Origin of the sequence: Paenibacillus sediminis (genome assembly GCF_017873765.1) — a bacterium.
In the GTDB taxonomy this organism is placed as follows: domain Bacteria; phylum Bacillota; class Bacilli; order Paenibacillales; family Paenibacillaceae; genus Paenibacillus_AG; species Paenibacillus_AG sediminis.
In genome coordinates, this window is record NZ_JAGGKP010000001.1 from 28100 (window position 1) to 48958 (window position 20859).

At 44.2% G+C, this 20859-nt stretch carries 22 protein-coding genes and 1 other annotated feature (1 of these 23 running past the window's edge); of the genes, 18 read left to right on the plus strand and 4 right to left on the minus strand.

Annotated features, from left to right (window positions below):
* Positions 1 to 252 (plus strand) — a binding site (T-box leader); it begins 4 nt to the left of the window's first position.
* 70 nt (positions 253 to 322) lie between these two features.
* The 5 genes from hisS to J2Z20_RS00220 all read left to right on the plus strand — a co-directional run bounded on the left by hisS (position 323) and on the right by J2Z20_RS00220 (position 7060).
* Positions 323 to 1567 (plus strand): histidine--tRNA ligase, encoded by a 1245-nt coding sequence (hisS, locus tag J2Z20_RS00200; RefSeq protein ID WP_209844205.1) that lies wholly within the window; start codon positions 323 to 325, stop codon positions 1565 to 1567.
* 36 nt (positions 1568 to 1603) lie between these two features.
* Positions 1604 to 3385 carry an aspartate--tRNA ligase gene (gene aspS, locus J2Z20_RS00205; protein WP_209844207.1) on the plus strand — a complete coding sequence of 594 codons (1782 nt, stop codon included), beginning with the start codon at positions 1604 to 1606 and terminating at the stop codon, positions 3383 to 3385.
* 41 nt (positions 3386 to 3426) lie between these two features.
* Entirely contained in the window at positions 3427 to 4185 is a 759-nt protein-coding gene (locus tag J2Z20_RS00210; protein WP_209844209.1) for a tRNA threonylcarbamoyladenosine dehydratase, read from the plus strand.
* Complete coding sequence (locus J2Z20_RS00215; RefSeq protein WP_209844211.1) at positions 4182 to 4790, plus strand: YdeI/OmpD-associated family protein; 609 nt, start codon at positions 4182 to 4184, stop codon at positions 4788 to 4790. Before J2Z20_RS00210 ends, J2Z20_RS00215 begins: the two co-directional genes overlap by 4 nt.
* A gap of 104 nt (positions 4791 to 4894) precedes the next feature.
* Positions 4895 to 7060: a HelD family protein gene (locus J2Z20_RS00220; protein WP_209844213.1), complete on the plus strand. Its 2166-nt coding sequence runs from the start codon at positions 4895 to 4897 to the stop codon at positions 7058 to 7060.
* Positions 7061 to 7102: 42 nt separating this feature from the next.
* On the opposite strand, the gene J2Z20_RS00225 is transcribed toward J2Z20_RS00220, so the two are convergent.
* On the minus strand, positions 7103 to 7549 hold the full coding sequence (locus tag J2Z20_RS00225; protein ID WP_209844215.1) for a protein-tyrosine phosphatase family protein: 447 nt from the start codon (positions 7547 to 7549) through the stop codon (positions 7103 to 7105).
* The gene (locus tag J2Z20_RS00230; protein WP_209844217.1) at positions 7521 to 8054 is read right to left on the minus strand and encodes an adenylyl-sulfate kinase; all 534 of its coding nucleotides are present in this window, start codon (positions 8052 to 8054) and stop codon (positions 7521 to 7523) included. The genes J2Z20_RS00225 and J2Z20_RS00230 overlap by 29 nt, the downstream gene beginning before the upstream one ends.
* Positions 8055 to 8193: 139 nt before the next feature.
* Here J2Z20_RS00230 and J2Z20_RS00235 point away from each other — a divergent pair, with 139 nt between their 5' ends.
* The 3 genes from J2Z20_RS00235 to crcB (J2Z20_RS00245) are packed head-to-tail and all read left to right on the plus strand — an operon-like array spanning position 8194 to position 10226.
* On the plus strand, positions 8194 to 9456 hold the full coding sequence (locus tag J2Z20_RS00235) for a replication-associated recombination protein A (protein WP_209844219.1): 1263 nt from the start codon (positions 8194 to 8196) through the stop codon (positions 9454 to 9456).
* Positions 9457 to 9477: 21 nt separating this feature from the next.
* Complete coding sequence (gene crcB / locus J2Z20_RS00240; RefSeq protein WP_209844221.1) at positions 9478 to 9879, plus strand: fluoride efflux transporter CrcB; 402 nt, start codon at positions 9478 to 9480, stop codon at positions 9877 to 9879.
* Entirely contained in the window at positions 9876 to 10226 is a 351-nt protein-coding gene (crcB, locus tag J2Z20_RS00245; RefSeq protein WP_209844223.1) for a fluoride efflux transporter CrcB, read from the plus strand. The genes crcB (J2Z20_RS00240) and crcB (J2Z20_RS00245) overlap by 4 nt, the downstream gene beginning before the upstream one ends.
* Before the next feature lie 54 nt (positions 10227 to 10280).
* On the opposite strand, the gene J2Z20_RS00250 is transcribed toward crcB (J2Z20_RS00245), so the two are convergent.
* Positions 10281 to 10913, minus strand: a complete 633-nt coding sequence (locus J2Z20_RS00250; protein WP_209844225.1) for a helix-turn-helix transcriptional regulator — start codon at positions 10911 to 10913, stop codon at positions 10281 to 10283.
* Positions 10914 to 11128: 215 nt separating this feature from the next.
* The gene (gene mnmA, locus J2Z20_RS00255; RefSeq protein ID WP_209844227.1) at positions 11129 to 12256 is read right to left on the minus strand and encodes a tRNA 2-thiouridine(34) synthase MnmA; all 1128 of its coding nucleotides are present in this window, start codon (positions 12254 to 12256) and stop codon (positions 11129 to 11131) included.
* A gap of 271 nt (positions 12257 to 12527) precedes the next feature.
* On the opposite strand from mnmA, the gene cymR reads away from it, so the two are divergent.
* The 10 genes from cymR (at position 12528) to J2Z20_RS00305 (ending at position 20829) form a co-directional block, all read left to right on the plus strand.
* The gene (cymR, locus tag J2Z20_RS00260) at positions 12528 to 12947 is read left to right on the plus strand and encodes a cysteine metabolism transcriptional regulator CymR (RefSeq protein WP_209844229.1); all 420 of its coding nucleotides are present in this window, start codon (positions 12528 to 12530) and stop codon (positions 12945 to 12947) included.
* Positions 12948 to 12962: 15 nt separating this feature from the next.
* On the plus strand, positions 12963 to 14114 hold the full coding sequence (locus J2Z20_RS00265) for a cysteine desulfurase family protein (protein ID WP_209844231.1): 1152 nt from the start codon (positions 12963 to 12965) through the stop codon (positions 14112 to 14114).
* Positions 14115 to 14252: 138 nt separating this feature from the next.
* The gene (locus J2Z20_RS00270; RefSeq protein ID WP_209844233.1) at positions 14253 to 14777 is read left to right on the plus strand and encodes a PRC-barrel domain-containing protein; all 525 of its coding nucleotides are present in this window, start codon (positions 14253 to 14255) and stop codon (positions 14775 to 14777) included.
* Positions 14778 to 14788: 11 nt separating this feature from the next.
* The gene (locus J2Z20_RS00275) at positions 14789 to 14998 is read left to right on the plus strand and encodes a hypothetical protein (protein ID WP_209844236.1); all 210 of its coding nucleotides are present in this window, start codon (positions 14789 to 14791) and stop codon (positions 14996 to 14998) included.
* 253 nt (positions 14999 to 15251) lie between these two features.
* Positions 15252 to 16319 carry an AI-2E family transporter gene (locus J2Z20_RS00280; RefSeq protein ID WP_209844238.1) on the plus strand — a complete coding sequence of 356 codons (1068 nt, stop codon included), beginning with the start codon at positions 15252 to 15254 and terminating at the stop codon, positions 16317 to 16319.
* 422 nt (positions 16320 to 16741) lie between these two features.
* Positions 16742 to 19372: an alanine--tRNA ligase gene (gene alaS, locus J2Z20_RS00285; RefSeq protein ID WP_209844240.1), complete on the plus strand. Its 2631-nt coding sequence runs from the start codon at positions 16742 to 16744 to the stop codon at positions 19370 to 19372.
* A gap of 138 nt (positions 19373 to 19510) precedes the next feature.
* Entirely contained in the window at positions 19511 to 19771 is a 261-nt protein-coding gene (locus J2Z20_RS00290; RefSeq protein ID WP_209844242.1) for an IreB family regulatory phosphoprotein, read from the plus strand.
* Between the two features lie 10 nt (positions 19772 to 19781).
* A complete protein-coding gene (ruvX, locus tag J2Z20_RS00295; protein WP_209844244.1) occupies positions 19782 to 20198 on the plus strand; it encodes a Holliday junction resolvase RuvX in 417 nt (138 codons plus the stop codon).
* A 12-nt stretch (positions 20199 to 20210) separates the two neighbouring features.
* Entirely contained in the window at positions 20211 to 20522 is a 312-nt protein-coding gene (locus J2Z20_RS00300; RefSeq protein ID WP_209844246.1) for a DUF1292 domain-containing protein, read from the plus strand.
* Complete coding sequence (locus J2Z20_RS00305) at positions 20515 to 20829, plus strand: DUF1292 domain-containing protein (RefSeq protein WP_209844248.1); 315 nt, start codon at positions 20515 to 20517, stop codon at positions 20827 to 20829. The genes J2Z20_RS00300 and J2Z20_RS00305 overlap by 8 nt, the downstream gene beginning before the upstream one ends.
* The last annotated feature ends 30 nt before the right edge of the window (positions 20830 to 20859 follow it).

Genomic DNA, 20859 nt, shown 5'->3' on the forward strand with positions numbered 1-20859 from the left:
ATTCGATGATGGGAAAAAGTAGTTCAAACCCACATCCACAGAGAGGAATCCCTTGGCTGTAAGGATTCTGATGATGATTGAATGAAAGACCTCCCTTAGAACATACGGCGAAGGAGCAGTAGTAGCCGTTATGCGTAGACGGGCGTTAACCGTATAAAAGCAGAGCATGGCTTTCATTTTGAGATGGAACCTTATGTTCTGGAATGTGGGTGGCACCACGGGTGATTATGGAATGAATCTCTCGTCCCTGTTTATGATGAATAAACAGAGGTCGGGAGTTTTTTTGTTTAGCAGGATTATACACTATTGGAGGTAATGATCGATGGCCTTTCAAAAACCGACAGGCACACAAGATTTGCTGCCCGGAGTTGTAGAAAAATGGCAGTTCGTTGAAGAGAAAGCACGGGATTTGTGCAGACGCTTTAACTACCGGGAAATTCGCACACCTATTTTCGAACAAACAGAATTGTTTGTTCGCGGAGTGGGTGAAACAACTGACGTTGTAGAGAAAGAAATTTATACATTTGAAGATAAGGGCGGCCGCAGTATGACTTTGCGCCCTGAAGGCACTGCGGGCACTGTGCGCTCTTATGTAGAGAACAAGCTGTACGGCGAGCCAGACGTAACGAAGCTGTACTATATCGGTCCGATGTTCCGTTATGAGCGTCCTCAAGCGGGGCGGTATCGCCAGTTCCACCAATTTGGGGTTGAGGCATTCGGTGCAACAGATCCGGCCATTGATGCAGAAGTGATCGCTTTAGGCTATCAATTTTGCAAAGATTTAGGCTTGCAAGGCGTTCGAGTCGATTTGAACTCTCTAGGCAATAAAGAGAGCCGGGCTGCATATCGTCAGCGTCTGCTCGATTTCCTAACACCGATGAGAGACAATCTGTGCAAAGATTGTCAGTCTCGTATCGACCGCAATCCGCTTCGTGTACTGGATTGTAAAGTAGACCAGCCTAAATTTGAAGGCGCACCGTCCATTTTAGACAGCTTAGATGAAGAATCAACGGCACACTTCGAGCAGGTCAAACAATATCTAACAGCCATGGAAGTCGATTACATCATCAATCCTCGTCTTGTTCGGGGACTCGATTACTATACACATACGGCTTTTGAATTGAAAGCACAAGGTATAGGAGCAATCGATACGATCGGCGGCGGTGGACGTTATAACGGCCTTGTTGCTGATGTTGGCGGTCCAGATCAGCCCGGAGTCGGTCTTGGTATTGGACTTGAACGGATCCAGCTTATTTTGGAACACCAGCAAATCGAAGTAACTACTCAAAAACCGCTCGATGTATATCTAGTGGCATTAGGCGAAGCTGCCGATAAAGAAATTACAAGGCTGCTCTTCAAACTGCGCCAAGCAGGATATTCGGCAGACCGCGATTATTTGGGCCGTAAAATGAAAGCGCAAATGAAATCCGCTGACCGCATGCAAGCGCGCTATACAGCAATTCTTGGCGATGATGAGCTTTCGCGCGGTGAAATTGCCCTCAAATTGATGGCAACAGGTGAACAGCGTACCGTCAAGCTGGATGAACTTGTGAATGAACTTAAGTAGATACACCATTACTATATAAAAGGGGTTAGATGAACTATGAAAAGGACTCATCACTGCGGGCAACTAACGACTGCCCATATCGGAGAAACCGTTACTTTGAATGGTTGGGTACAAACTCGCCGCGATTTGGGGGGCGTATTGTTTATTGATTTGCGCGACCGCAGCGGTATCGTACAAGTTGTATTTAATCCAGCTTACTCTGGGGATGCGCTTAAAATAGCTGATCGCGTTCGCAGCGAATATGTTATTGCCGTAACAGGTAAAGTCGTTAAACGCGATGCTGAAACGATTAATCCTAATTTGCCTACAGGCGAAATTGAAGTGCAAATTACAGAAATTGAAGTGCTCAATGCAGCGAAGACGCCTCCATTCTTTATCGAAGACGGTGTTGAAGTTGATGAGTCACTCCGTTTGAAATATCGTTATCTTGACCTTCGCCGTCCAGAGATGCAAAAAACATTAATGCTTCGCTCCAAAGCCGCTAAAGTATTCCGTGATTTCTTAGACGGAGAAGGCTTCATGGAAGTGGAAACTCCAATTTTGACAAAGAGTACTCCTGAGGGTGCTCGTGACTATCTCGTGCCAAGCCGTGTGCATGAAGGCGAGTTTTTCGCATTGCCGCAATCACCGCAAATTTTCAAACAGCTGCTTATGGTCGGCGGCGTTGAACGTTACTATCAAATCGCACGCTGCTTCCGTGACGAAGATCTTCGTGCAGACCGTCAGCCTGAATTTACACAAGTCGACATTGAGACATCCTTCTTAACACAAGATGATTTAATGTCGATGATGGAGCAGCTAATGGTACGTTTGTTCCGCGAAACGATCGGGGTTGAACTTGCTACTCCATTCCAGCGTATTACTTACGCAGATGCAATGGGCAAATACGGTTCAGATAAGCCGGATCTTCGATTTGGGCTTGAGCTCATTGAAGTGAATGATATTGTTGCGAACAGCGGAGTTAAAGTATTCTCCTCTGTGATCGAAAAAGGCGGTGAAGTGAAGGTACTTAACGCCAAAGGCTGCGGTACTTGGAGCCGTAAAGAAATTGATGACCTCGGACCATATGCAGCCCGCTATGGTGCGAAAGGCCTTGCATGGATTCAAGTGAAAGACGGAGAATTCAAAGGTCCAATCGTGAAATTCTTCACTGAACAAGAAATTGAAGCCCTTAAAGAACGCACAGGCGCAGAAGAAGGGGATTTACTGCTCTTTTCTGCAGATCATAAAAAGGTTGTAGCTGACGTTCTTGGTGCGCTTCGTCTTAAAATCGGTAAACAACTTGGACTGATTGACGAGTCTCAGTTCAAATTTGCTTGGGTCGTAGATTTCCCACTTCTTGGATACGATGAAGAGCAAAAACGCTATGTCGCCGAACACCATCCGTTCACTCGTCCAAAAGACGAAGATGTTGCATTGTTTGATACCGACCCAGGTCAAATTAAAGCGCAAGCATATGACTTAGTACTGAACGGCTATGAAGTAGGCGGCGGTTCAATGCGTATTTATAAACGTGATGTTCAAGAGAAGATGTTCGCGGCACTCGGTCTGTCACCTGAGGAAGCTTATGAGAAATTCGGATTCTTGCTCGATGCGTTCGAATATGGTACACCACCGCATGGCGGTATCGCTTTTGGTTTCGACCGTCTCGTTATGCTTCTTGCAGGCCGTACGAATTTGCGCGAAACGATTGCATTCCCGAAAACAGCAAGCGCAACGGATCTGCTTATGGATGCACCTTCCGAAGTCGATCCATCTCAGCTTGAGCAACTGCACATTAAGCTAGCTCTTAAAGCGGCTGCTGGTGACAAAAAATAATTGAAATTAACTTGATTTTTTGAGGAGGATTGCTTCATACTATGCTCCATCAGTTTTCACGCACGGAACTGGCGATTGGACCTGAAGGCTTAGATATTATGAAAAAGAGCACCGTTGCGGTACTCGGCATCGGGGGCGTAGGGTCAATCGCTGTAGAAGCACTGGCTCGTACTGGAGTCGGCCGTATTATTCTCATCGATAAAGATGTGGTTGATATTACGAATATAAACCGGCAAATTCATGCACTCACTACCACCATTGGTCAGAAAAAAGCTGATCTGATGGTGGAACGTGTTAAACTGATTAATCCAGAGTGCGAAGCGATTGCGCTGAACATGTTCTACACAGAAGAAACGTATGAGGAACTGTTTAAATACGATCTGGATTATGTTATTGATGCATCCGATACGATCATCTACAAAGTTCATATCATTAAAGAATGTATAAAACGAAATATTCCGATTATCTCGAGTATGGGCGCCGCCAATAAAATGGATCCGACCAAATTCCAAGTCGCAGATATTTCGAAGACATCGATGGATCCGATTGCGCGTATCGTCCGCAATAAACTTCGCAAAGAAGAAGGCATTAAAAAAGGCGTTAAGGTTGTTTTCTCTACCGAGAAACCGATCAAGCCGCGTGAAGATGTCACTCAAAAAATTGTACCGGAGAATGCTCCTGAAATTCGGAAAGCGAAGCAGCCGCCTGCAAGTAATGCCTTCGTGCCGCCAGTCGTAGGTTTAATTATGGTCAGTGTTGTCGTTAAGGATCTGCTGGCTAAAGGTGGTATAGAAGTATGAACGACGAATTAGTGAAGAAACTTCGACTTCCAAAGGACGGAAATATTCTCGTGCTTGAAGCTCCAGAAGGCTATTTAGCAGAAATTGGTCAAACGAATGAAGTCGCATCCTATAATGAACAGCTTGCTGGCGCTTATGACTTCGTGCAGCTGTTCGTAAAGACGAAGGCAGAGCTTGAGAAGTACGGGCATATGGCTTTGTCTGCCGTTCGCCCAGATGGGCTTCTCTGGCTCTGTTATCCGAAAGGCTCTTCTAAAATCAAGACGGATTTAAGCCGTGATCACGGATGGGATATGATTATTAAAGCCGGATATGAAGGCGTATCGCTCGTTTCTGTAAATGATACGTGGTCTGCCATGCGATATCGCCCAGCAGATCAGGTTAAGAGCAAGAGACGGGGCGGAGATCAAGCAGCTAGAGCTTCTAAGCCTGCTTCTGCTCCGCTGATTATCCCCGCAGACTTTAAGGCCCAGCTAGATGCATCGCCTGAAGCGAAAGCTTTCTTCACTAATCTTACACCTTCCTATCAGAAAGCTTATGTAAGCTGCTCTTCTTTTGATAAAGTAAACGTGATGCTGAATGTTCAGCGTCACGTTTTTTTATGAGTTCAATTGCTTTTCGCATCCTGTTATGGTATATTAAGACTCCTTTTTGCAGCAACGATCGGATTCTAGAAAAAGGAACATCATTCTTAGGAGGTAACTGAATTATGGCTGAAAGCTTTCAAAGTGCCTATCAAGAAGAAGAGAAAAGGCTAAATGCTGCTATTGCTGAAATTAACCGTCAGCTAGAGCGGTTTCGCAATATCCCGGTATATACAGGGCATGATTTCACAGAACAGGTTTTGGAGGCTGCGCGAGAGAGTAAACGCCAAAGCTTAGCGAAAAGTTTGGCAGAGCCTTATTTCGGACGCTTGGATTTCGAAGAAGCGGGCGGTAAGCAGCGAAGACCGCTTTATATTGGGAAAGTTGGCGTCGATCAAGAAGAAGTTGGTGAAGCACCGCTTGTTATCGATTGGCGAGCGCCAATTGCCAGTCTATTTTATTCGTTTACAGGCGGGCAAGATCCCGCATCTTATGAAGCACCAGAAGGAATGATTGAAGGACTTGTATATCTTAAACGAAACATTGTGATTCGCAAGCAGATTTTGGAGCGCGTAGTGGATACGTTTAACCGGGAAGGAGATCAGCCTGCAGTATCCGACGAATTTCTCGTATACCGTCTAGGAGAGAATAAAGATAACCGGCTGCGGGACATTGTCTCCACCATTCAGGCGGAGCAGGATCAAATTATTAGGGCAGCCAGAAATACGGCACTTATTATTCAAGGGGTAGCGGGAAGCGGAAAAACAACAGTCGCACTTCATCGGTTAGCCTATTTGCTGTACCAGTATAAAGAACAAGTATCCGCAGAGAAAATGATTATTTTCGCGCCTAACCATATGTTTCTTGATTATATATCTGACGTTCTTCCCGAGCTTGGTGTCGGAGATATCCAGCAAAGCACCTTTGTAGATTGGGCAATGAATATACTTCATTTGGACGTACCGCTCCCTGACAACAAGGACACATTAGCTTATTGGTTTGAAAATATTGAAGATCGTCCGAAGCTGACTGATGACGTTCCAGGGCGCTTCAAAGGCTCGATCTCGTTTATGAAGCTCATTCGGAGCTGTGTGGAGACGCTGGAGGAAGCTTCGGTTCCTGACACGGATTTTAGTCCTTGGGAAGGGGCGACGCTGCCTAGAGATACTATTCTGCGTTGGTTCAACGAGGAGTATAAACCCTATCCGCTTGCAAAGCGCAAAGAACGGGTCATGGCCCGCATACACCGCTGGGTGGAAATGGAGCTGAAGAAGGCGCCAAATGCAGCTAAACAGAAGGAGTGGAAGAAGCGTGCGAGTCAGCGGGAGAAGTCTTATGCAGGCAAATGGCCGCATTACGAACCGCTAACGATCTATAAGCAAATGTTCAAGGCACTTAAGCTGCCAGCAAGCTGGTCTGAAGAAATGCTCAGTATCATTCCAAAGCAGGTGCTGCAAAGTACACAGTCTGACTTAAAAAACAACACCTTGCGTGAAGAGGATTTGCCGGCGCTCGTCTATATCCACTACCTGCTGAATGATCGAACAAGCGATCAAATGTTTGACCACGTCGTGATTGACGAAGCGCAAGATTTCTCACCATTTCAAATTGCGCTGCTCGACTTGTTTGTACGCGGGCATTCATTTACGATCCTTGGCGACTTGTCACAAGGCATTCATGCTTATAGGGGCATTCATGATTGGCAGGAGATGAGCTCGCTCTTTAAGCCTGATCAAACGGCTTATTATGCGCTTACACGCAGTTACCGCTCTACGATGGAGATTATCGAATTTGCGAACGGAATATTAGAGCGTGGCGTACGGAGCGACCTTCTGGCTGTTCCCGTGTTCCGGAGCGGTGATCCAGTAAGGCTCATCGGTTATGGTCAGGTTAGCAGAGAGGACAATCTGCGCCGCGCTTTGGATCAGCTTCTTGCTAAAGAGTATCGCACGGTATCTATTCTAACGAGAACTCTGAAAGAAGCCAGAGAGATGCATCATTTCTTGTCGGCATCAGGATATGATATTCATCTGATCGATGGCAGCAAAAAGCAATATGAAGGCGGTCACTCGATTTTGCCGGTTTACCTGTCCAAAGGTTTGGAGTTTGACGCAGTTATCGTTGCAGACGCTAATAAGAACCACTATGACGACCATGAGTGGGATGCGAAGCTGCTGTACGTAGGTTGTACAAGGGCACTTCATGAGCTATGGATGCTTCACGGAGACGAAGTACCGTCTTACCTGCCGCAAGAAGAAGGAGAATTTGCAGTAACGGGTTGGCCGGAGTAAAGTTATATAAATAAGCCAAGGCGAAATTTGCCTTGGCTTTGTTTAGTTTGGATGAGACTTCAGGTAAGCCTCGTACTCTGCTAGTAGCTGCATATATTTTGCGTTTGGTCTTAGATTAGGTTTCTTTTGGCGCAAGTAAGTTAATGCCTCGTCCCGTTCCAGATGATAATTGAACATGAAATAAGCAGTAAGGATGAAGCCCAGGCGGTTAATTCCTACTTTGTCATGAACGTACATGACGAGTCCGCTTGTCATCAGTTCATTCATGATTTTGACTGCATGTATTGTCCAAGTTAAAGATGGAGCGACTTTATCTATTAATGGAAGCCATATGAACATGCGCCCTGCTGGATCGAACGGGGGAGTATCGGGAATGGGGATGACATTGAATACAACATCTGCTTTTTTGCGTATAAACGACCACCCTGCAAGGTCTAAAACTCCGCCTGCATACAGGCGATCAGGAATGATCTCCACTATTTTTGTCAAAGGCAATCATCTTCCGATCTATTAAATAATGAATGATCTGCTCCGTACATTGATCAGGAGTTAGTATATTCGTTGACAGCAACAAATCGGCTTCGTTAGAGCGTTCATAGTAGTGAATAGTGTGTGAGTGGCGTAAGTACTTCGCTTTCTCGTCACGAGCGAGCCTGACTTCTAAAGGGCAGTCCAGATGAACCTCTACGAAGTTATCTATCGTTTTGTGAGCCAGCGTTCGCATTTCCTCCAAACGCCCAACTGAAGCGATGAGGACATTTACATGATGACGAGCAAGCAGCTGAGCGATATAGAGCAGGTTGATACATTTTTGCTTCTGGCGGGTCGTCCAGTCTGGACTTAATTCCTTCGTTAGGGATGGAGGAACTTCGTCGCTGTCAAGCCTTTCTATTCTTGCACCACCGGCTTCCAGCCGCCCTGCGACCATTCTGCTGATTGTAGATTTACCCGAATTAGGCAACCCGGTGAACCAGATTACAGCTCCATTTTGCATGCTGGGTCAGACCTTTCATTTTATACAGCATATTCCTATATTGTTTATTTGGTGAGATATCGTTTGCGATTCCGGTAACACGTTGTTAAACTAAAGATTATTACAAATTATTGTGTGATACACGTAAAGGTGATTATATATGGATTTATTTGATTACACTCAAACGAATGAACATCAGCCGCTTCCTGAAAGAATGCGTCCACGAAATTTAGAAGAGTTTTTTGGGCAGAAGCATATTTTAGGAGAAGGCAAAATATTACGAAGATTGATTGAGAATGATAAGCTGACATCCATCATTTTGCAAGGTCCGCCGTCTACAGGGAAGACAAGCCTTGCCACAATTATTAGTCAATTGACGGATGCTAACTTTATTAAGCTGAATGGGGTCAATTTAACGATTGCCGACCTTCGCGATGCGATATCCAGGGCGAAAGACGATCTTAGTATGTATGGTAAAAAGACGATTCTGTTTATCGATGAAATACATGCGATGAAAAGCAACGTTCAGGAAGCGCTGCTTCCTGTTGTAGAGGATGGTACGTTTATTCTGATCGGTGCGACTACGGAGTCGGTTGCCCATGATATTATTCCGCCGCTCATTTCGAGATGCCGCGTTTATCATTTTGTACCGCTTGAGCCGGAGGAGCACAAACAGATTATTCAGCTTGCTTTGACGGACCCTAAGAAAGGGCTGGGCGGCAAGTATAAGCTAACAGATGAAGCACTTGATTATTTGGTGGACATTTCAAATGGTGACGTGCGCAACTCGTTAATTGCACTGGAGACAGCTGCGTATTCTCTATATGATTCAGATACGATTGATTTAGAGCTGATCAAGGAGTCCTATGAATCTCGTATTAACAGCATCACGACGACGGACTTTTATGATATGACCTCTGCCTTCTGCAAATGTCTAAGGGGCGGACAGAGTGATGGGGCGATGTACTGGATGGCTAGAATGCTCTATTCAGGAGTTGACCCTCTCTATATTGCTCGGCGCATTGTTGTTCATGCAACAGAAGATGTCGGCATGGCGAATCCTACAGCTCTGCAAGTGGCTCTCGCGGCCAAGGAGGCAGTACAATTCGTCGGTATGCCGGAGGCTCGAATGGCGCTCGCTCAAGCAGCAATCTTCGTCTGTGAAAGTCCGAAATCAAATTCCGTCTATAAAGCGATCAACAGCGCACTCGATTTAGTGAAAAGTACGAAGGCTTACGAGGTGCCTAAGGACATTACTGACGGCTCGAAAACGTATGTTAATCCAATTAATGAACCTCATGGGAGAAAGATGGAGTATCTGCCTCCAGAGTTGAAAAATGTGAAGTTCTACAAACCGCAAAATTCCGGTGTTGAGGCTAAAATTTATTCAAGACACCAAGGTGTAAATGAAACAAATTCTTAATTAGGGACAGGGACGATATTCATGAAAAACTTACTGTGTGTAGGTGTCGGCGGTTTTTTCGGTGCTATTTGTCGTTATTTGATCGGCCAGCTAGTTCCGCCATTAAGCGATGGATTTCCATTAGCTACACTCATCATTAACTTGGCTGGATGTTTGTTTCTGGCATGGTTCTTCACGGTAACGCTTCGAGCATGGCGTATATCACCTCAGCTTCGCCTAGCCATTGGAACAGGTTTCACTGGAGCATTTACAACCTTCTCCACATTTTCGGTTGAAACGTTGCATTTATGGAGTGAGGGTTATTACTTGGTGTCACTCTTATATATATGGTTCAGTATTGCAGGCGGACTGCTGTTAGCAGGAGCGGGTATTCTAATCGGAAATCGAATGGCGCCTGCCGTGAGAGAAGGTGAAGCATCGTGATATGGTTGGTCGGTGCGGGAGGAATCGTCGGCGCTGCAGCGCGGTTTTCGCTAGGGAAATGGATCGCTGATCGGCTTGGCACCCGTTACCCTTGGGGAACGTGGATTATTAACATTAGCGGATCGTTGTTACTAGGCATATTGTACAGCAATAAGGAATCTTTGCCGTCTTATTTGTATTTGCTGTTAGGCGTTGGCTTTTGCGGAGCTTATACAACCTTCTCCACATTTGGGTATGAGACGCTTCAGCTTATGGAAAAGAAAGAGTATGTACGCGCAATTATGTATGTCATAAGCTCCGTCATTTTAGGATTAATTGGTACATGGCTCGGAATGCAGGTTAGATAAAATACATCAGACAAACAAAGAGAGAGGCATAAATGCCTCTCTCTGTGTTTACTTTCATGACGATGGCTTTATCACATAAATGCATCTAGATCCGCCCTTTGCCAAGCATTCCGTCCGCTCGACGTTAGCGTCTAGTAAAGACTGAAACAGCTGAAGTTCACATTGACAAGCTTGATTATACTGCCCTGCAATTTTAAGAATCGGGCAGTTATGCTCCTTCAAAACAAATTGTCCCTCGTTGTATTCTTCCAATTCAACCATATATCCGTTCTCTTGTTGAATTTCAGCGAGTATGGTGACTTTCTCATGTAAATCTCTGTCTCGCATGCTCGATTCGTACTTGTTCATTAATTTATGTTTACGCTTTTCAAAGAGCAGGTCTACCATTTCTTCGCCTGCTTCTTTTACTAGTTCGCCCAGCAAATCTAAGGTTAATGTATGATAGCTTTTGGGAAATAAGCCTTCGCCAAGCTCCGTTATTCGATAAATAGCCGTAGGACGTCCCATCGGCTGCCGAATCATTTTCGCTTCAATATATCCGTCGCGCTCAAGCGTACTGAGATGTCGCCGAACAGCCATTTCTGTTATATCTAACTGAGTTGTTATTTCTTTTGCACTGAGCAGACCTTGTGTCTTGAGCATGTGCAAAATCGTTTCACGGGTGGACAGTTCTTGTTCCTGTATCATTTTTGGATCACCCACCTTTGTTCAAATTGATAGATTAACAACTTGCTTCTTTCCTAATCTATCAGTTCAAATTATATATAGTCAACATAAACATATAGAAAGTATATGGAAAGAGGATTGTAACTTTTATCGGATTCATTACGTCTTATATTTTGGTAAAAAAAACCATCTCTTTGCATTCAATTGCAAAGAGACGGTTGTTATTCGCTATACAATTAAGCTTCTTGGTGAGAGTACTCCATCTTCTCGACTTTATCAATCGTTCCTCCGCCTAGACATTCATCACCATTGTAAAACACAACAGCTTGACCAGGGGTGATTGCTTTTTGCGGTTCGTCAAATTGAACGTGAACTGTACCATCTTCCCGCGGTGTTACCGTGACACCCTGGTCTGGTTGACGATAGCGGAATTTTGCAGTGCAATGCATCGGTTCTGTCAGAACAGTGTTATTTGCAATCCAGTTTACACTTGTTGCAATGAGACCTGTTGAATACATACTTGGATGGTTACCGCCTTGTACGACATAGAGAATGTTGTTCTCTAAATCTTTGTCAGCAACGAACCAAGGCTCACCGTTACCAGAACCGCCGATACCTAGTCCTTGGCGTTGTCCTAGTGTGTAATACATCAAGCCGTCATGGCGGCCCTTCACTTCACCAGTTACAATATCAACCATATCGCCAGATTGTGCAGGCAAGTAGTTGCTTAGGAACTCTTTGAAATTGCGTTCGCCGATGAAGCATACGCCGGTGCTGTCTTTCTTTTTAGCCGTTGCTAGTCCTGCTTCTTCAGCAATTCGCCGCACTTCAGCTTTAGGCAAATGACCGATTGGGAACATCGTCTTGGACAATTGTTGTTGATTCAGCGCATTGAGAAAGTACGTTTGATCCTTGTTGTTATCTACGCCGCGCAGAAGCTTGTACACTCCGTTCTCGTCTTGCACGACACGAGCATAGTGACCTGTTGCGACATAATCAGCACCAAGATCGAGCGCTTTATTAAGAAATTCACCGAATTTAATTTCTCGGTTGCACATCACATCAGGATTTGGAGTACGTCCGCGCTTATATTCATCAAGGAAATAGGAGAATACTTTATCATAGTACTCTTTCTCGAAATTAACTGTGTAGTAAGGTATATCTATTTGCTCACATACACGACGCACATCTTCAGCATCTACTTCTGCGGTACATACTCCGAATTCATCGGTGTCGTCCCAGTTCTTCATAAAGATGCCAATGACATCGTAGCCTTGCTGTTTGAGCAGAAGCGCTGTAACTGAAGAATCAACGCCTCCAGACATGCCAACTACGACTCGTGTATTTTCAATCGTTTTGGACATCGTGATCACCATTTTCTTTAAAAAAGTTGTGCGAAGATTATTTTAACACAAGTATCTCAAATATACGATATTTGCTCGTATGTCAAGATTTGAGAAACAAATTTTTTTCCATAACAGATGGAGATATGTTACGATAAACGGAGGCGAATGAAGGTTACAGTGATTTATGAATTCGTCTATTTCTATTGTACACATATGTGTTCCTAATCAATAAGCATGGGACTGCATACTTTAATATTTGATTTAAAATTTCGAAAGAGGTGTCATTTGTTTGAAAATATCAACTAAAGGACGTTACGGATTAACAATCATGATGGAGCTTGCATCCAGATTTGGAGAAGGACCTACTTCTCTCAAAAGCATTGCAGAGAAAAACGGCCTGTCCGAACATTATTTGGAGCAACTGATTGCACCGCTCCGTAACGCAGGGCTCGTAAAAAGTATCCGGGGGGCATACGGCGGTTACGTGCTGTCCCGCGAGCCAAAAGAAATAACAGCTGGCGATATCATTCGCGTGCTTGAAGGTCCGATTTCAGTTGTTGATTTTGCGGAGGAAGATGATCCAGCGAAGAGAGATTTGTGGAAGCGAATCCGCGACAGCATTGCGAATGTTATCGACTCAACAACACTTCATGATTTAATTAACTATCACGAACTAGGAACATCAGACAACTACATGTTCTACATCTAAGGCGAGGTAATTTTTATGAAATCTATATATTTAGACCATGCCGCTTCGACTCCCGTTCATCCTGAAGTGGCAGAGGCTATGCTGAAAGTGATGACGGAACAGTATGGCAATGCTTCAAGTGTTCACAGATTTGGGCGAATTGCCAAACGAGTGGTCAATGGAGCAAGAGATATCATTGCTGCACAGCTTAACTGTCGTCCAGAGGAAATTGTTTTTACCAGCGGAGGTACAGAAAGCGACAATCTCGCTTTGTTTGGTATTGCTTCTGCTTATAAAGACAAAGGCAAGCACATTATTACGACAGCCATTGAGCATCATGCTGTGCTTCATACTTGTGAAGAGCTGGAGAAGCAAGGATTTAAGGTCACATATCTTCCGGTAGATCGCTTTGGACAAGTAAATCCTGAGCATGTTCGTGAGGCGATTGCGGATGACACCATTTTGATCAGTGTCATGTATGCGAACAATGAAGTAGGAACGATTCAGCCGATCCGTGAAATTGGTGAAATTGCACGGGAGCATGGTATTCCTTTTCATGTTGATGCAGTACAAGCATTAGGATCGATCGATATTTCATTATCAGACCTTCCCGTTGATTTAATGAGTTTTTCTGCGCACAAAATTAACGGTCCACAGGGTGTAGGCGCTTTGTATATTCGCAGAAAGCTCCTTATACACCCTCTGCTTCACGGAGGTCTTCAAGAGAAGAAGCGCCGTGCAGGCACAGAGAATATGGCGGGCGTAACAGGCTTTGCCAAAGCGATGGAAATTGCTAAAGCTCGCTTAGGCGATAAAATTGCATCAGACCGCAAGTTACGTGAGACATTCATTCGCAGTCTTGAGCAGCACGTCGGCAAGGAGCGATTTGTTATTAATGGTCATCCAACCGATCATTTGGAGCACATTGTGAATGTAAGTTTCCCTGAGACGAATACAGAGACACTGCTTATGAATTTGGATATGGAAGGCATTGCTGCAGCGAGCGGTTCTGCCTGTACTTCAGGCTCGCTTGAATTATCTCATGTTCTCGAAGCGATGAAGCTTCCTGAGGAACTTTTAAATTCAGCAGTTCGATTTAGTTTTGGTTTGGGTAATACTACTGAAGATATGGAATACACAGCTCAAAAAGTTGAAACCATTCTTCAGCGTTTACGTAATAGAAGCTGAGGGCTTCTCATAGATGGACGGAGGAGGGGAGAGTGTCTATTCCATCTGAGCAGTTTGAGAGAGGTTGTCTTAAGTTCGACTGACAATGATCTATCACAATTGCTCAAAACTTGGCTTACATGAGGAGGCGCCGAATGAATGAAATTGCAAGAACTGATCGGTCTTGCTGTGTATGAAGTAGAGCACGGCAAACGGGTTGGGGAAGTTGTAGATTTTATCGTATCAGAAGAGTGGCGTATTGTAGGTATCGAGCTTGAAGGAAAGAGACTCTTCTCTCCAAACATTAAAGTCGTGTTATGGGAAGATATTGCAGCTTATGGTGAAGATGCTGTCATGATTCGTAATCAACAGGCAATCCGGAATACGGAAGCCGACCAAATAAAACATACATTTTTGTTAGGACGAGGCAAGCTCAAAGAACTTCCTGTCTTAACGAATGACGGAGCCTTACTCGGGCGTTTGGCCGATGTTTATTTAGACCAAGAAATGGGAAATACAATAGTAGGTTTAGAAATTAGTGATGGTTTTATTTCTGATTTGGTGGAAGGGCGCAAATGGTTGCCTTATACACCTGAAATAACAATTGGAGAGGATGTTCTTATGGTCCCCTCACTGAGTGAAGAAAAATTGGAGAAAGCCATTCATTCTGTTAACGGTAGGTGAGAGATGGAAAGATGAGATGTCCAAATTGCAATTCCAAGGATATTGGTAAAATTGGCTCCCACCAGTATTATTGCTGGGGTTGTTTCATCGAATTAACGGTTAACGGAGAGAAGATGTCCGTTTTTCAAGTAGAAGAAGACGGTACGCTTAGTTCTCTGGATGACTTATTCTTCGGAGAAGAATTTTCTCAAGATTTTCCGCATATTCACGCTTCGACTTGAGAGTTTCTACATAATTAATGATGCCGAAAGCGAAAATATGACCATTTTTAACGAAAATGGTGCAAACGAAAATGGTGCAAAATAATTTGATGATTTCGTATAACAAAACACTTTCGAAGGTATAGCTGGTCGCTAAAGACACTTCGGAAGTGTTTTTTTATGAATGAGTACATTCATATAGGTTAATTTGCATCGCCCAGACATATACTTTATCTAGTAAGAGCCAGTCCCAGTAAATGGAGGGTCGGTCTGGATGGAACAGTTAACCAAAAATAAAATTTTCCGTTATGGCGTTTGGATATTGCTCGGGCTTATTATTTTATATTTCCTTTGGCTGCTCAAACCGCTGCTTATAAACACATATTCGTTTTTAAAATCGGTATTCGCTCCTTTCCTTATTGCGATGATCATTTCATATGTACTCAATCCAATCGTCGTTATGCTGAATGGCCGAAAGGTACCTAGAACGATTGCCGTCTTGCTCATTTATGCCGTTTTTATAACCTCGCTAGTCGTCATATTAATGAATATCATCCCTATGTTTATTGAACAGCTTCAAGAATTAAACGAACATTTGCCAGAAATGACGATGCATGCGCAGAGCCTAATGAACAACATGGACAACCACTTGCTGCCGCAAGGTGTACAAATGGGTGTCAACAATTGGTTTTTTCAAATGGAGAATCGGACAGCCCAAAGTATTTCAAACTTTATGAATCATATTGGCTCGACGATCGGTGTCATTTTTGATGTGTTTATTGTGCCGTTTCTCGTATTTTATATATTAAAAGATTTTGATGTATTTGAACGCGCGGTGATATCGTTACTGCCAAGGTCTCGTCGTAAGCATACAATTGCGCTGCTTAAGGAGATTGATGCTGCACTTGGCAACTACATTCGAGGTCAGTTTATCGTCTGTGTTATCATTGGTGTGCTTGCTTACATTGGCTACATGGTTATAGGAATGCCTTATGCGCTCTTGCTCGCTAGTGTCGTAGCTGTGTTTAATATTGTCCCATACTTAGGACCGTTTCTAGGAGCAGCTCCAGGAGTCATTATGGCTTCGACGATTTCGATAAAGATGGTTCTGCTCGTCATCGCCGTTAATTGGACATGTCAAATTCTTGAGAGCAACCTTATCTCACCGCAAGTCGTCGGCAAGAAATTGCATCTGCATCCGCTCTTTATTATTGCGGCCATTCTTATTGGCGGTGAAGCGGCTGGATTCGTCGGTTTAATTCTAGCTGTTCCGTTCTTCGTCGTTATTAAAGTGATTATCCAGCACATTTTCGCTTATTATGTAAGACGGAAAACGGTGTAGGCTCTCTTTCAATGTGTTATCAGCAGATTGACAGCCTAGCGGCCGTACTTATATACTGTATATGTAATTTTGTGGACATTTTAAAGCGATGATGAAATCAAGTAAGCCATAATTCACCTTTTCCAGAGAACAGGTTCCTTCTATTGTGCCAGGCAGCACAGGAGATGGCTGGGAGAACCTCAGGGATTGAACTGGCTGAAAGCTAATTTCGGAGTATGAGCAGGCTCATCGGGTGGTTCCGTTACATACCAAAACAAGGCGATCGCGCTATATGAGTCAATGATAACGATGACTGAATTCGTGCGATAACCAGGGTGGTACCGCGAGACAATCGTCCCTGATGTTCAGGGGCGTTTTTTCTATTTTAATGGCATGATTAGAGTCCATATACTGAAAAATATTTGAATGATGGAGGAAGTACGATGAAGGCAAGTGAAATTCGTTCAAAATGGCTTGAGTTTTTTGCTAGTAAGGGACACAAGATTGAACCGAGCGCGTCGCTCGTTCCGCATAATGATCCTTCACTGTTATGGATTAACGCAGGGATGGCACCGCTTAAACCTTATTTTGACGGACGTGTCATTCCTGAAAATCCGCGGATTGCGAACTCGCAAAAATGTATCCGTACTAACGATATCGAAAATGTAGGCAAGACGCGCAGACACCATACTTTCTTTGAAATGCTTGGCAACTTCTCGATTGGCGATTATTTCAAAGAAGAAACGATTACGTGGGCATGGGAGTTTCTCACAAGCAAAGAGTGGATTGGATTTGATCCAGACCGCTTGTCAGTCACTGTATATCCTGAAGATGAAGAGGCGTACAAACTGTGGAATGAGAAAATTGGCATTCCTGCAGAGCGCATTGTAAAACTCGAAGATAACTTTTGGGATATTGGTGAAGGACCGTGCGGGCCTTGTACAGAAATTTTCTATGACCGCGGAGAAGCTTACGGTGATCTGTCTGATCCTGAATGTTACCCTGGCGGTGAGAATGAACGTTTCCTTGAAGTATGGAATCTTGTGTTCTCACAATTTAACCATAACAAAGATGGCAGCTATACACCGCTTCCTAGTAAAAATATCGATACAGGTGCGGGCTTAGAGCGTTTGACTTCGATTGTGCAAAATGTAGATTCGAACTTTGATACAGATTTGTTCCAACCGATCATTCAGAGAACAGCGCAAATGGCGGGCGTGAAATATAAAGAAAACGCAGATTACGATGTCGCGCTTAAAGTCATTGCCGACCACGTTCGTACCGTGTCATTTGCAGTTGCTGACGGTGTTCTTCCGTCCAATGAAGGACGCGGCTATGTTATTCGCCGTTTGCTCCGCCGTGCAGTTCGTTATGGCAAGGTGCTCGGTCTTAACCGTCCATTTATGTATGAACTAACGGAAGTCGTTGGCGATATTATGGGCGTGTATTACCCGGATGTCGTAGACAAACGTGAATTCATTGAGAAAGTCATTCGCACCGAAGAAGAACGCTTCCACGAAACGTTAAATGATGGTCTTGCGATTATCGAGGAAATTAGTAAAGCGGCAATCGCGCAAGGAAGCAAACAAATTAGCGGCAGCGATGCTTTCAAATTGTATGATACGTACGGCTTCCCGTTCGATTTGACTGAAGATTATGCAGCAGAGCATGGTCTTACGGTAGACCGCGAAGGATTCGACGCGGCTATGCAGGAGCAACGCGACCGAGCGCGTGCGGCTCGTCATGAGAACGAAAGTATGAAAGTACAGGGCGGCGTGCTGTCTGATTATACGGTTAAAAGCGAGTTTGTTGGTTATAATGATGCAGTAACTGAGTCGAAAGTTTTAGCGATTGTCAAAGATGACGCTTTTGTAGATACGGCTTCCGAAGGGGATTCAGTACAGGTCATTCTTGACATCACCCCATTCTATGCGGAAAGCGGCGGACAAGTCAGTGACCAAGGTCTGCTTGTTGGAGCTTCAGTTACAGCTAAAGTAGACAACTTAACGAAAGCACCGCATGGTCAGCATGTCCATCAAGTAATCATCCAAGCTGGTGAGTTGCGTGTTGGCGAAACGGTAAAAGCAGAAGTAGACCGTGCAAAACGTGAAAATACGGAGAAAAACCATACAGCTACTCACTTGCTCCATAAGGCGCTTAAAGAAGTGCTCGGAGACCATGTAAATCAAGCGGGATCACTCGTTGAGCCTCAGCGTTTACGCTTTGACTTCTCACATTTCGGCAGCATTTCGCAAGAAGAGCTTGCGGACATTGAACGCCGTGTGAATGAGCAAATTTGGAAAAGTATAGATGTTGTCACTGAATATAAACCGATTGATGAAGCGAAAGCGATGGGAGCGATGGCTCTCTTCGGCGAGAAATACGGCGACATTGTTCGCGTCGTTCAAGTTGGAGACTACAGCTTGGAACTATGCGGCGGCTGCCATGTGGATAACACGTCACAAATTGGGCTCTTCAAGCTCGTAAGTGAAAGCGGTATTGGTTCAGGCGTAAGACGGATTGAGGCTGTAACCGGACAATACGCATATCAATTTATGGAGGATCAGCTCGATATTCTGAAACAAGCTGCATCCCTTCTTAAATCGAACTTGAATGATGTGCCAAAACGCATTGAAGCTTTGAATCAACAACTTAAAGAGCTGAGCCGAGAAAACGAATCCTTGCAAAGCAAACTAAGCTCTATTGAAGCGGGTCAGTTGAGTAGTCAAGTGAAAATGATTGGTAATACTCAGGTTCTAGCTGCTCGTGTTCAAGCTGGAAGCATGGATGCTCTGCGTACATTGGCAGATGAACTTAAAGGTAAATTGCCATCGGCAGTGCTCGTTCTTGGTGCTGCAAGTGAAGATAAAGTGAACTTTGTTGTCACAGTACCGGCGGAAGGCGTGAAGAATGGTCTTCATGCAGGTAAACTGGTTAAAGAAATCGCTGCAGTATGCGGCGGAGGCGGCGGAGGCCGTCCAGACATGGCTCAAGCGGGTGGTAAGGATGCTTCTAAGCTAGAGGATGCATTAAAACTTGCTGAACAACTCATTGGGCAAATAACACTAGCATAAATGAAATATTCTGAGGTGTTTGTCTCGTTTGAATCATTTCCTTATAGCACCTAGAATATGTTATAGTATAAAAGAGTATGCTGGTAGCAATTTTCTAAAAAACATGTCACATGTTTTTGAAGAAGTGAGGTGTCATTAATGGACTCCATGGATAAAACTATGAAATTTAGCGTCAAAGGTGATGAGCAAGAGGCTTCCGCCAAGGATATTTTGTTAACGGTATACGATGCTTTGGCTGAGAAGGAATACAATCCGATCAATCAAATTGTTGGGTACTTGCTATCTGGAGATCCTGCTTATATTCCTAGACACAATAATGCTAGAAGTCTCGTTCGCAAGAAAGAACGTGACGAATTGATTGAAGAGCTGGTCAGATACTATCTAGCCAGTCACCGATAGGAGATCTTGAATGAGAATTTTGGGCTTGGACTATGGGGATCGCAAAATCGGAGCGGCGGTTAGCGATGCTTTCGGTTGGACCGCGCAAGGGCTCGAAGTGATTGAGCGCCGCCGAGATGGCGGCGAGTTCGATCGCATAGCCGAACTTGTGAAAATTTATGAAGTGGAAGAAATTGTCGTCGGACTTCCAAAGAACATGAATGGTACGATCGGACCTCGTGGTGAAATTTGCATAGAGTTTGCTTCTAAGCTGAGGGAGTCACTGAACATACCCGTTCACCTCTGGGATGAAAGGCTGACAACGGTCTCTGCAGAGCGAACATTGCTCGAAGCCGATGTAAGTCGCAAGAAAAGAAAGCAAGTCGTCGATAAGATGGCGGCTAGCTTGATTTTGCAAAATTATCTAGATTCTAAGAGTAAAAGGTGAGGGTGGTATTCGATGGTAAAAGATAGTAACAGATATGTAGAAGAAGAACCGGAAATTATTTATATTCCGGATGATGAGGGGAATGAAGAGGAATTCGAAGTCATCATGAAATTTGAGGTCGATGGTTCAGATGCTCAATATATGATGGTCGTACCGCTTGAATCCAATGATGATGAAGAAGATGAAGTATACGCGTTCCGTTACGAAGAAGATGGTGACGATCTGAAGCTGTACATGATCGAGGACGACGAAGAGTGGGCCATTGTAGAAGAGACGTTTAATACATTGGTCGCAGAATTGGACGGAGATAACGACAATGACTGATTTTTCAGCTGAGCAGGTCATTTGGACTTCGCGCCTTCAGGAGAAGTTCGGTTCCTATGTGGAGTTGCAGGATGAGAATGGTAAAAGCTCCATTTATGAAATAGTGAACGAGTTTGAAGTTGGGGGCAGAGCGTACGCTGTGCTTAAACCTGAAAATGCAAGTTCAGATGCGGAGATAGAGATTTTTAAAATTGTTACTTCTGCAGAAGGCAATCCTGAGCTCGTTACGATTGACGATGATGACGAGTGGGAAGATGTTTCTGAGCTGTATGATGAACTTACTTTGCAAGACGAAATTGATGAATAAGCACAGAAAGGGCGGAACTTTCCGCTCTTT

What these genes read in the sequence shown, in the direction of transcription:
- mnmA (WP_209844227.1), bottom strand. Translation starts at nt 12,256, where the DNA reads ATGTCCAAAACGATTGAAAATACACGAGTCGTAGTTGGCATGTCTGGA.
- J2Z20_RS00265 (WP_209844231.1), top strand. Translation starts at nt 12,963, where the DNA reads ATGAAATCTATATATTTAGACCATGCCGCTTCGACTCCCGTTCATCCT.
- J2Z20_RS00270 (WP_209844233.1), top strand. Translation starts at nt 14,253, where the DNA reads ATGAAATTGCAAGAACTGATCGGTCTTGCTGTGTATGAAGTAGAGCAC.
- alaS (WP_209844240.1), top strand. Translation starts at nt 16,742, where the DNA reads ATGAAGGCAAGTGAAATTCGTTCAAAATGGCTTGAGTTTTTTGCTAGT.
- ruvX (WP_209844244.1), top strand. Translation starts at nt 19,782, where the DNA reads ATGAGAATTTTGGGCTTGGACTATGGGGATCGCAAAATCGGAGCGGCG.
- J2Z20_RS00300 (WP_209844246.1), top strand. Translation starts at nt 20,211, where the DNA reads ATGGTAAAAGATAGTAACAGATATGTAGAAGAAGAACCGGAAATTATT.
- aspS (WP_209844207.1), top strand. Translation starts at nt 1,604, where the DNA reads ATGAAAAGGACTCATCACTGCGGGCAACTAACGACTGCCCATATCGGA.
- crcB (WP_209844221.1), top strand. Translation starts at nt 9,478, where the DNA reads ATGAAAAACTTACTGTGTGTAGGTGTCGGCGGTTTTTTCGGTGCTATT.
- J2Z20_RS00290 (WP_209844242.1), top strand. Translation starts at nt 19,511, where the DNA reads ATGGACTCCATGGATAAAACTATGAAATTTAGCGTCAAAGGTGATGAG.
- J2Z20_RS00210 (WP_209844209.1), top strand. Translation starts at nt 3,427, where the DNA reads ATGCTCCATCAGTTTTCACGCACGGAACTGGCGATTGGACCTGAAGGC.
- J2Z20_RS00305 (WP_209844248.1), top strand. Translation starts at nt 20,515, where the DNA reads ATGACTGATTTTTCAGCTGAGCAGGTCATTTGGACTTCGCGCCTTCAG.
- J2Z20_RS00215 (WP_209844211.1), top strand. Translation starts at nt 4,182, where the DNA reads ATGAACGACGAATTAGTGAAGAAACTTCGACTTCCAAAGGACGGAAAT.
- J2Z20_RS00220 (WP_209844213.1), top strand. Translation starts at nt 4,895, where the DNA reads ATGGCTGAAAGCTTTCAAAGTGCCTATCAAGAAGAAGAGAAAAGGCTA.
- J2Z20_RS00275 (WP_209844236.1), top strand. Translation starts at nt 14,789, where the DNA reads ATGAGATGTCCAAATTGCAATTCCAAGGATATTGGTAAAATTGGCTCC.
- J2Z20_RS00230 (WP_209844217.1), bottom strand. Translation starts at nt 8,054, where the DNA reads ATGCAAAATGGAGCTGTAATCTGGTTCACCGGGTTGCCTAATTCGGGT.
- J2Z20_RS00250 (WP_209844225.1), bottom strand. Translation starts at nt 10,913, where the DNA reads ATGATACAGGAACAAGAACTGTCCACCCGTGAAACGATTTTGCACATG.
- J2Z20_RS00280 (WP_209844238.1), top strand. Translation starts at nt 15,252, where the DNA reads ATGGAACAGTTAACCAAAAATAAAATTTTCCGTTATGGCGTTTGGATA.
- hisS (WP_209844205.1), top strand. Translation starts at nt 323, where the DNA reads ATGGCCTTTCAAAAACCGACAGGCACACAAGATTTGCTGCCCGGAGTT.
- J2Z20_RS00235 (WP_209844219.1), top strand. Translation starts at nt 8,194, where the DNA reads ATGGATTTATTTGATTACACTCAAACGAATGAACATCAGCCGCTTCCT.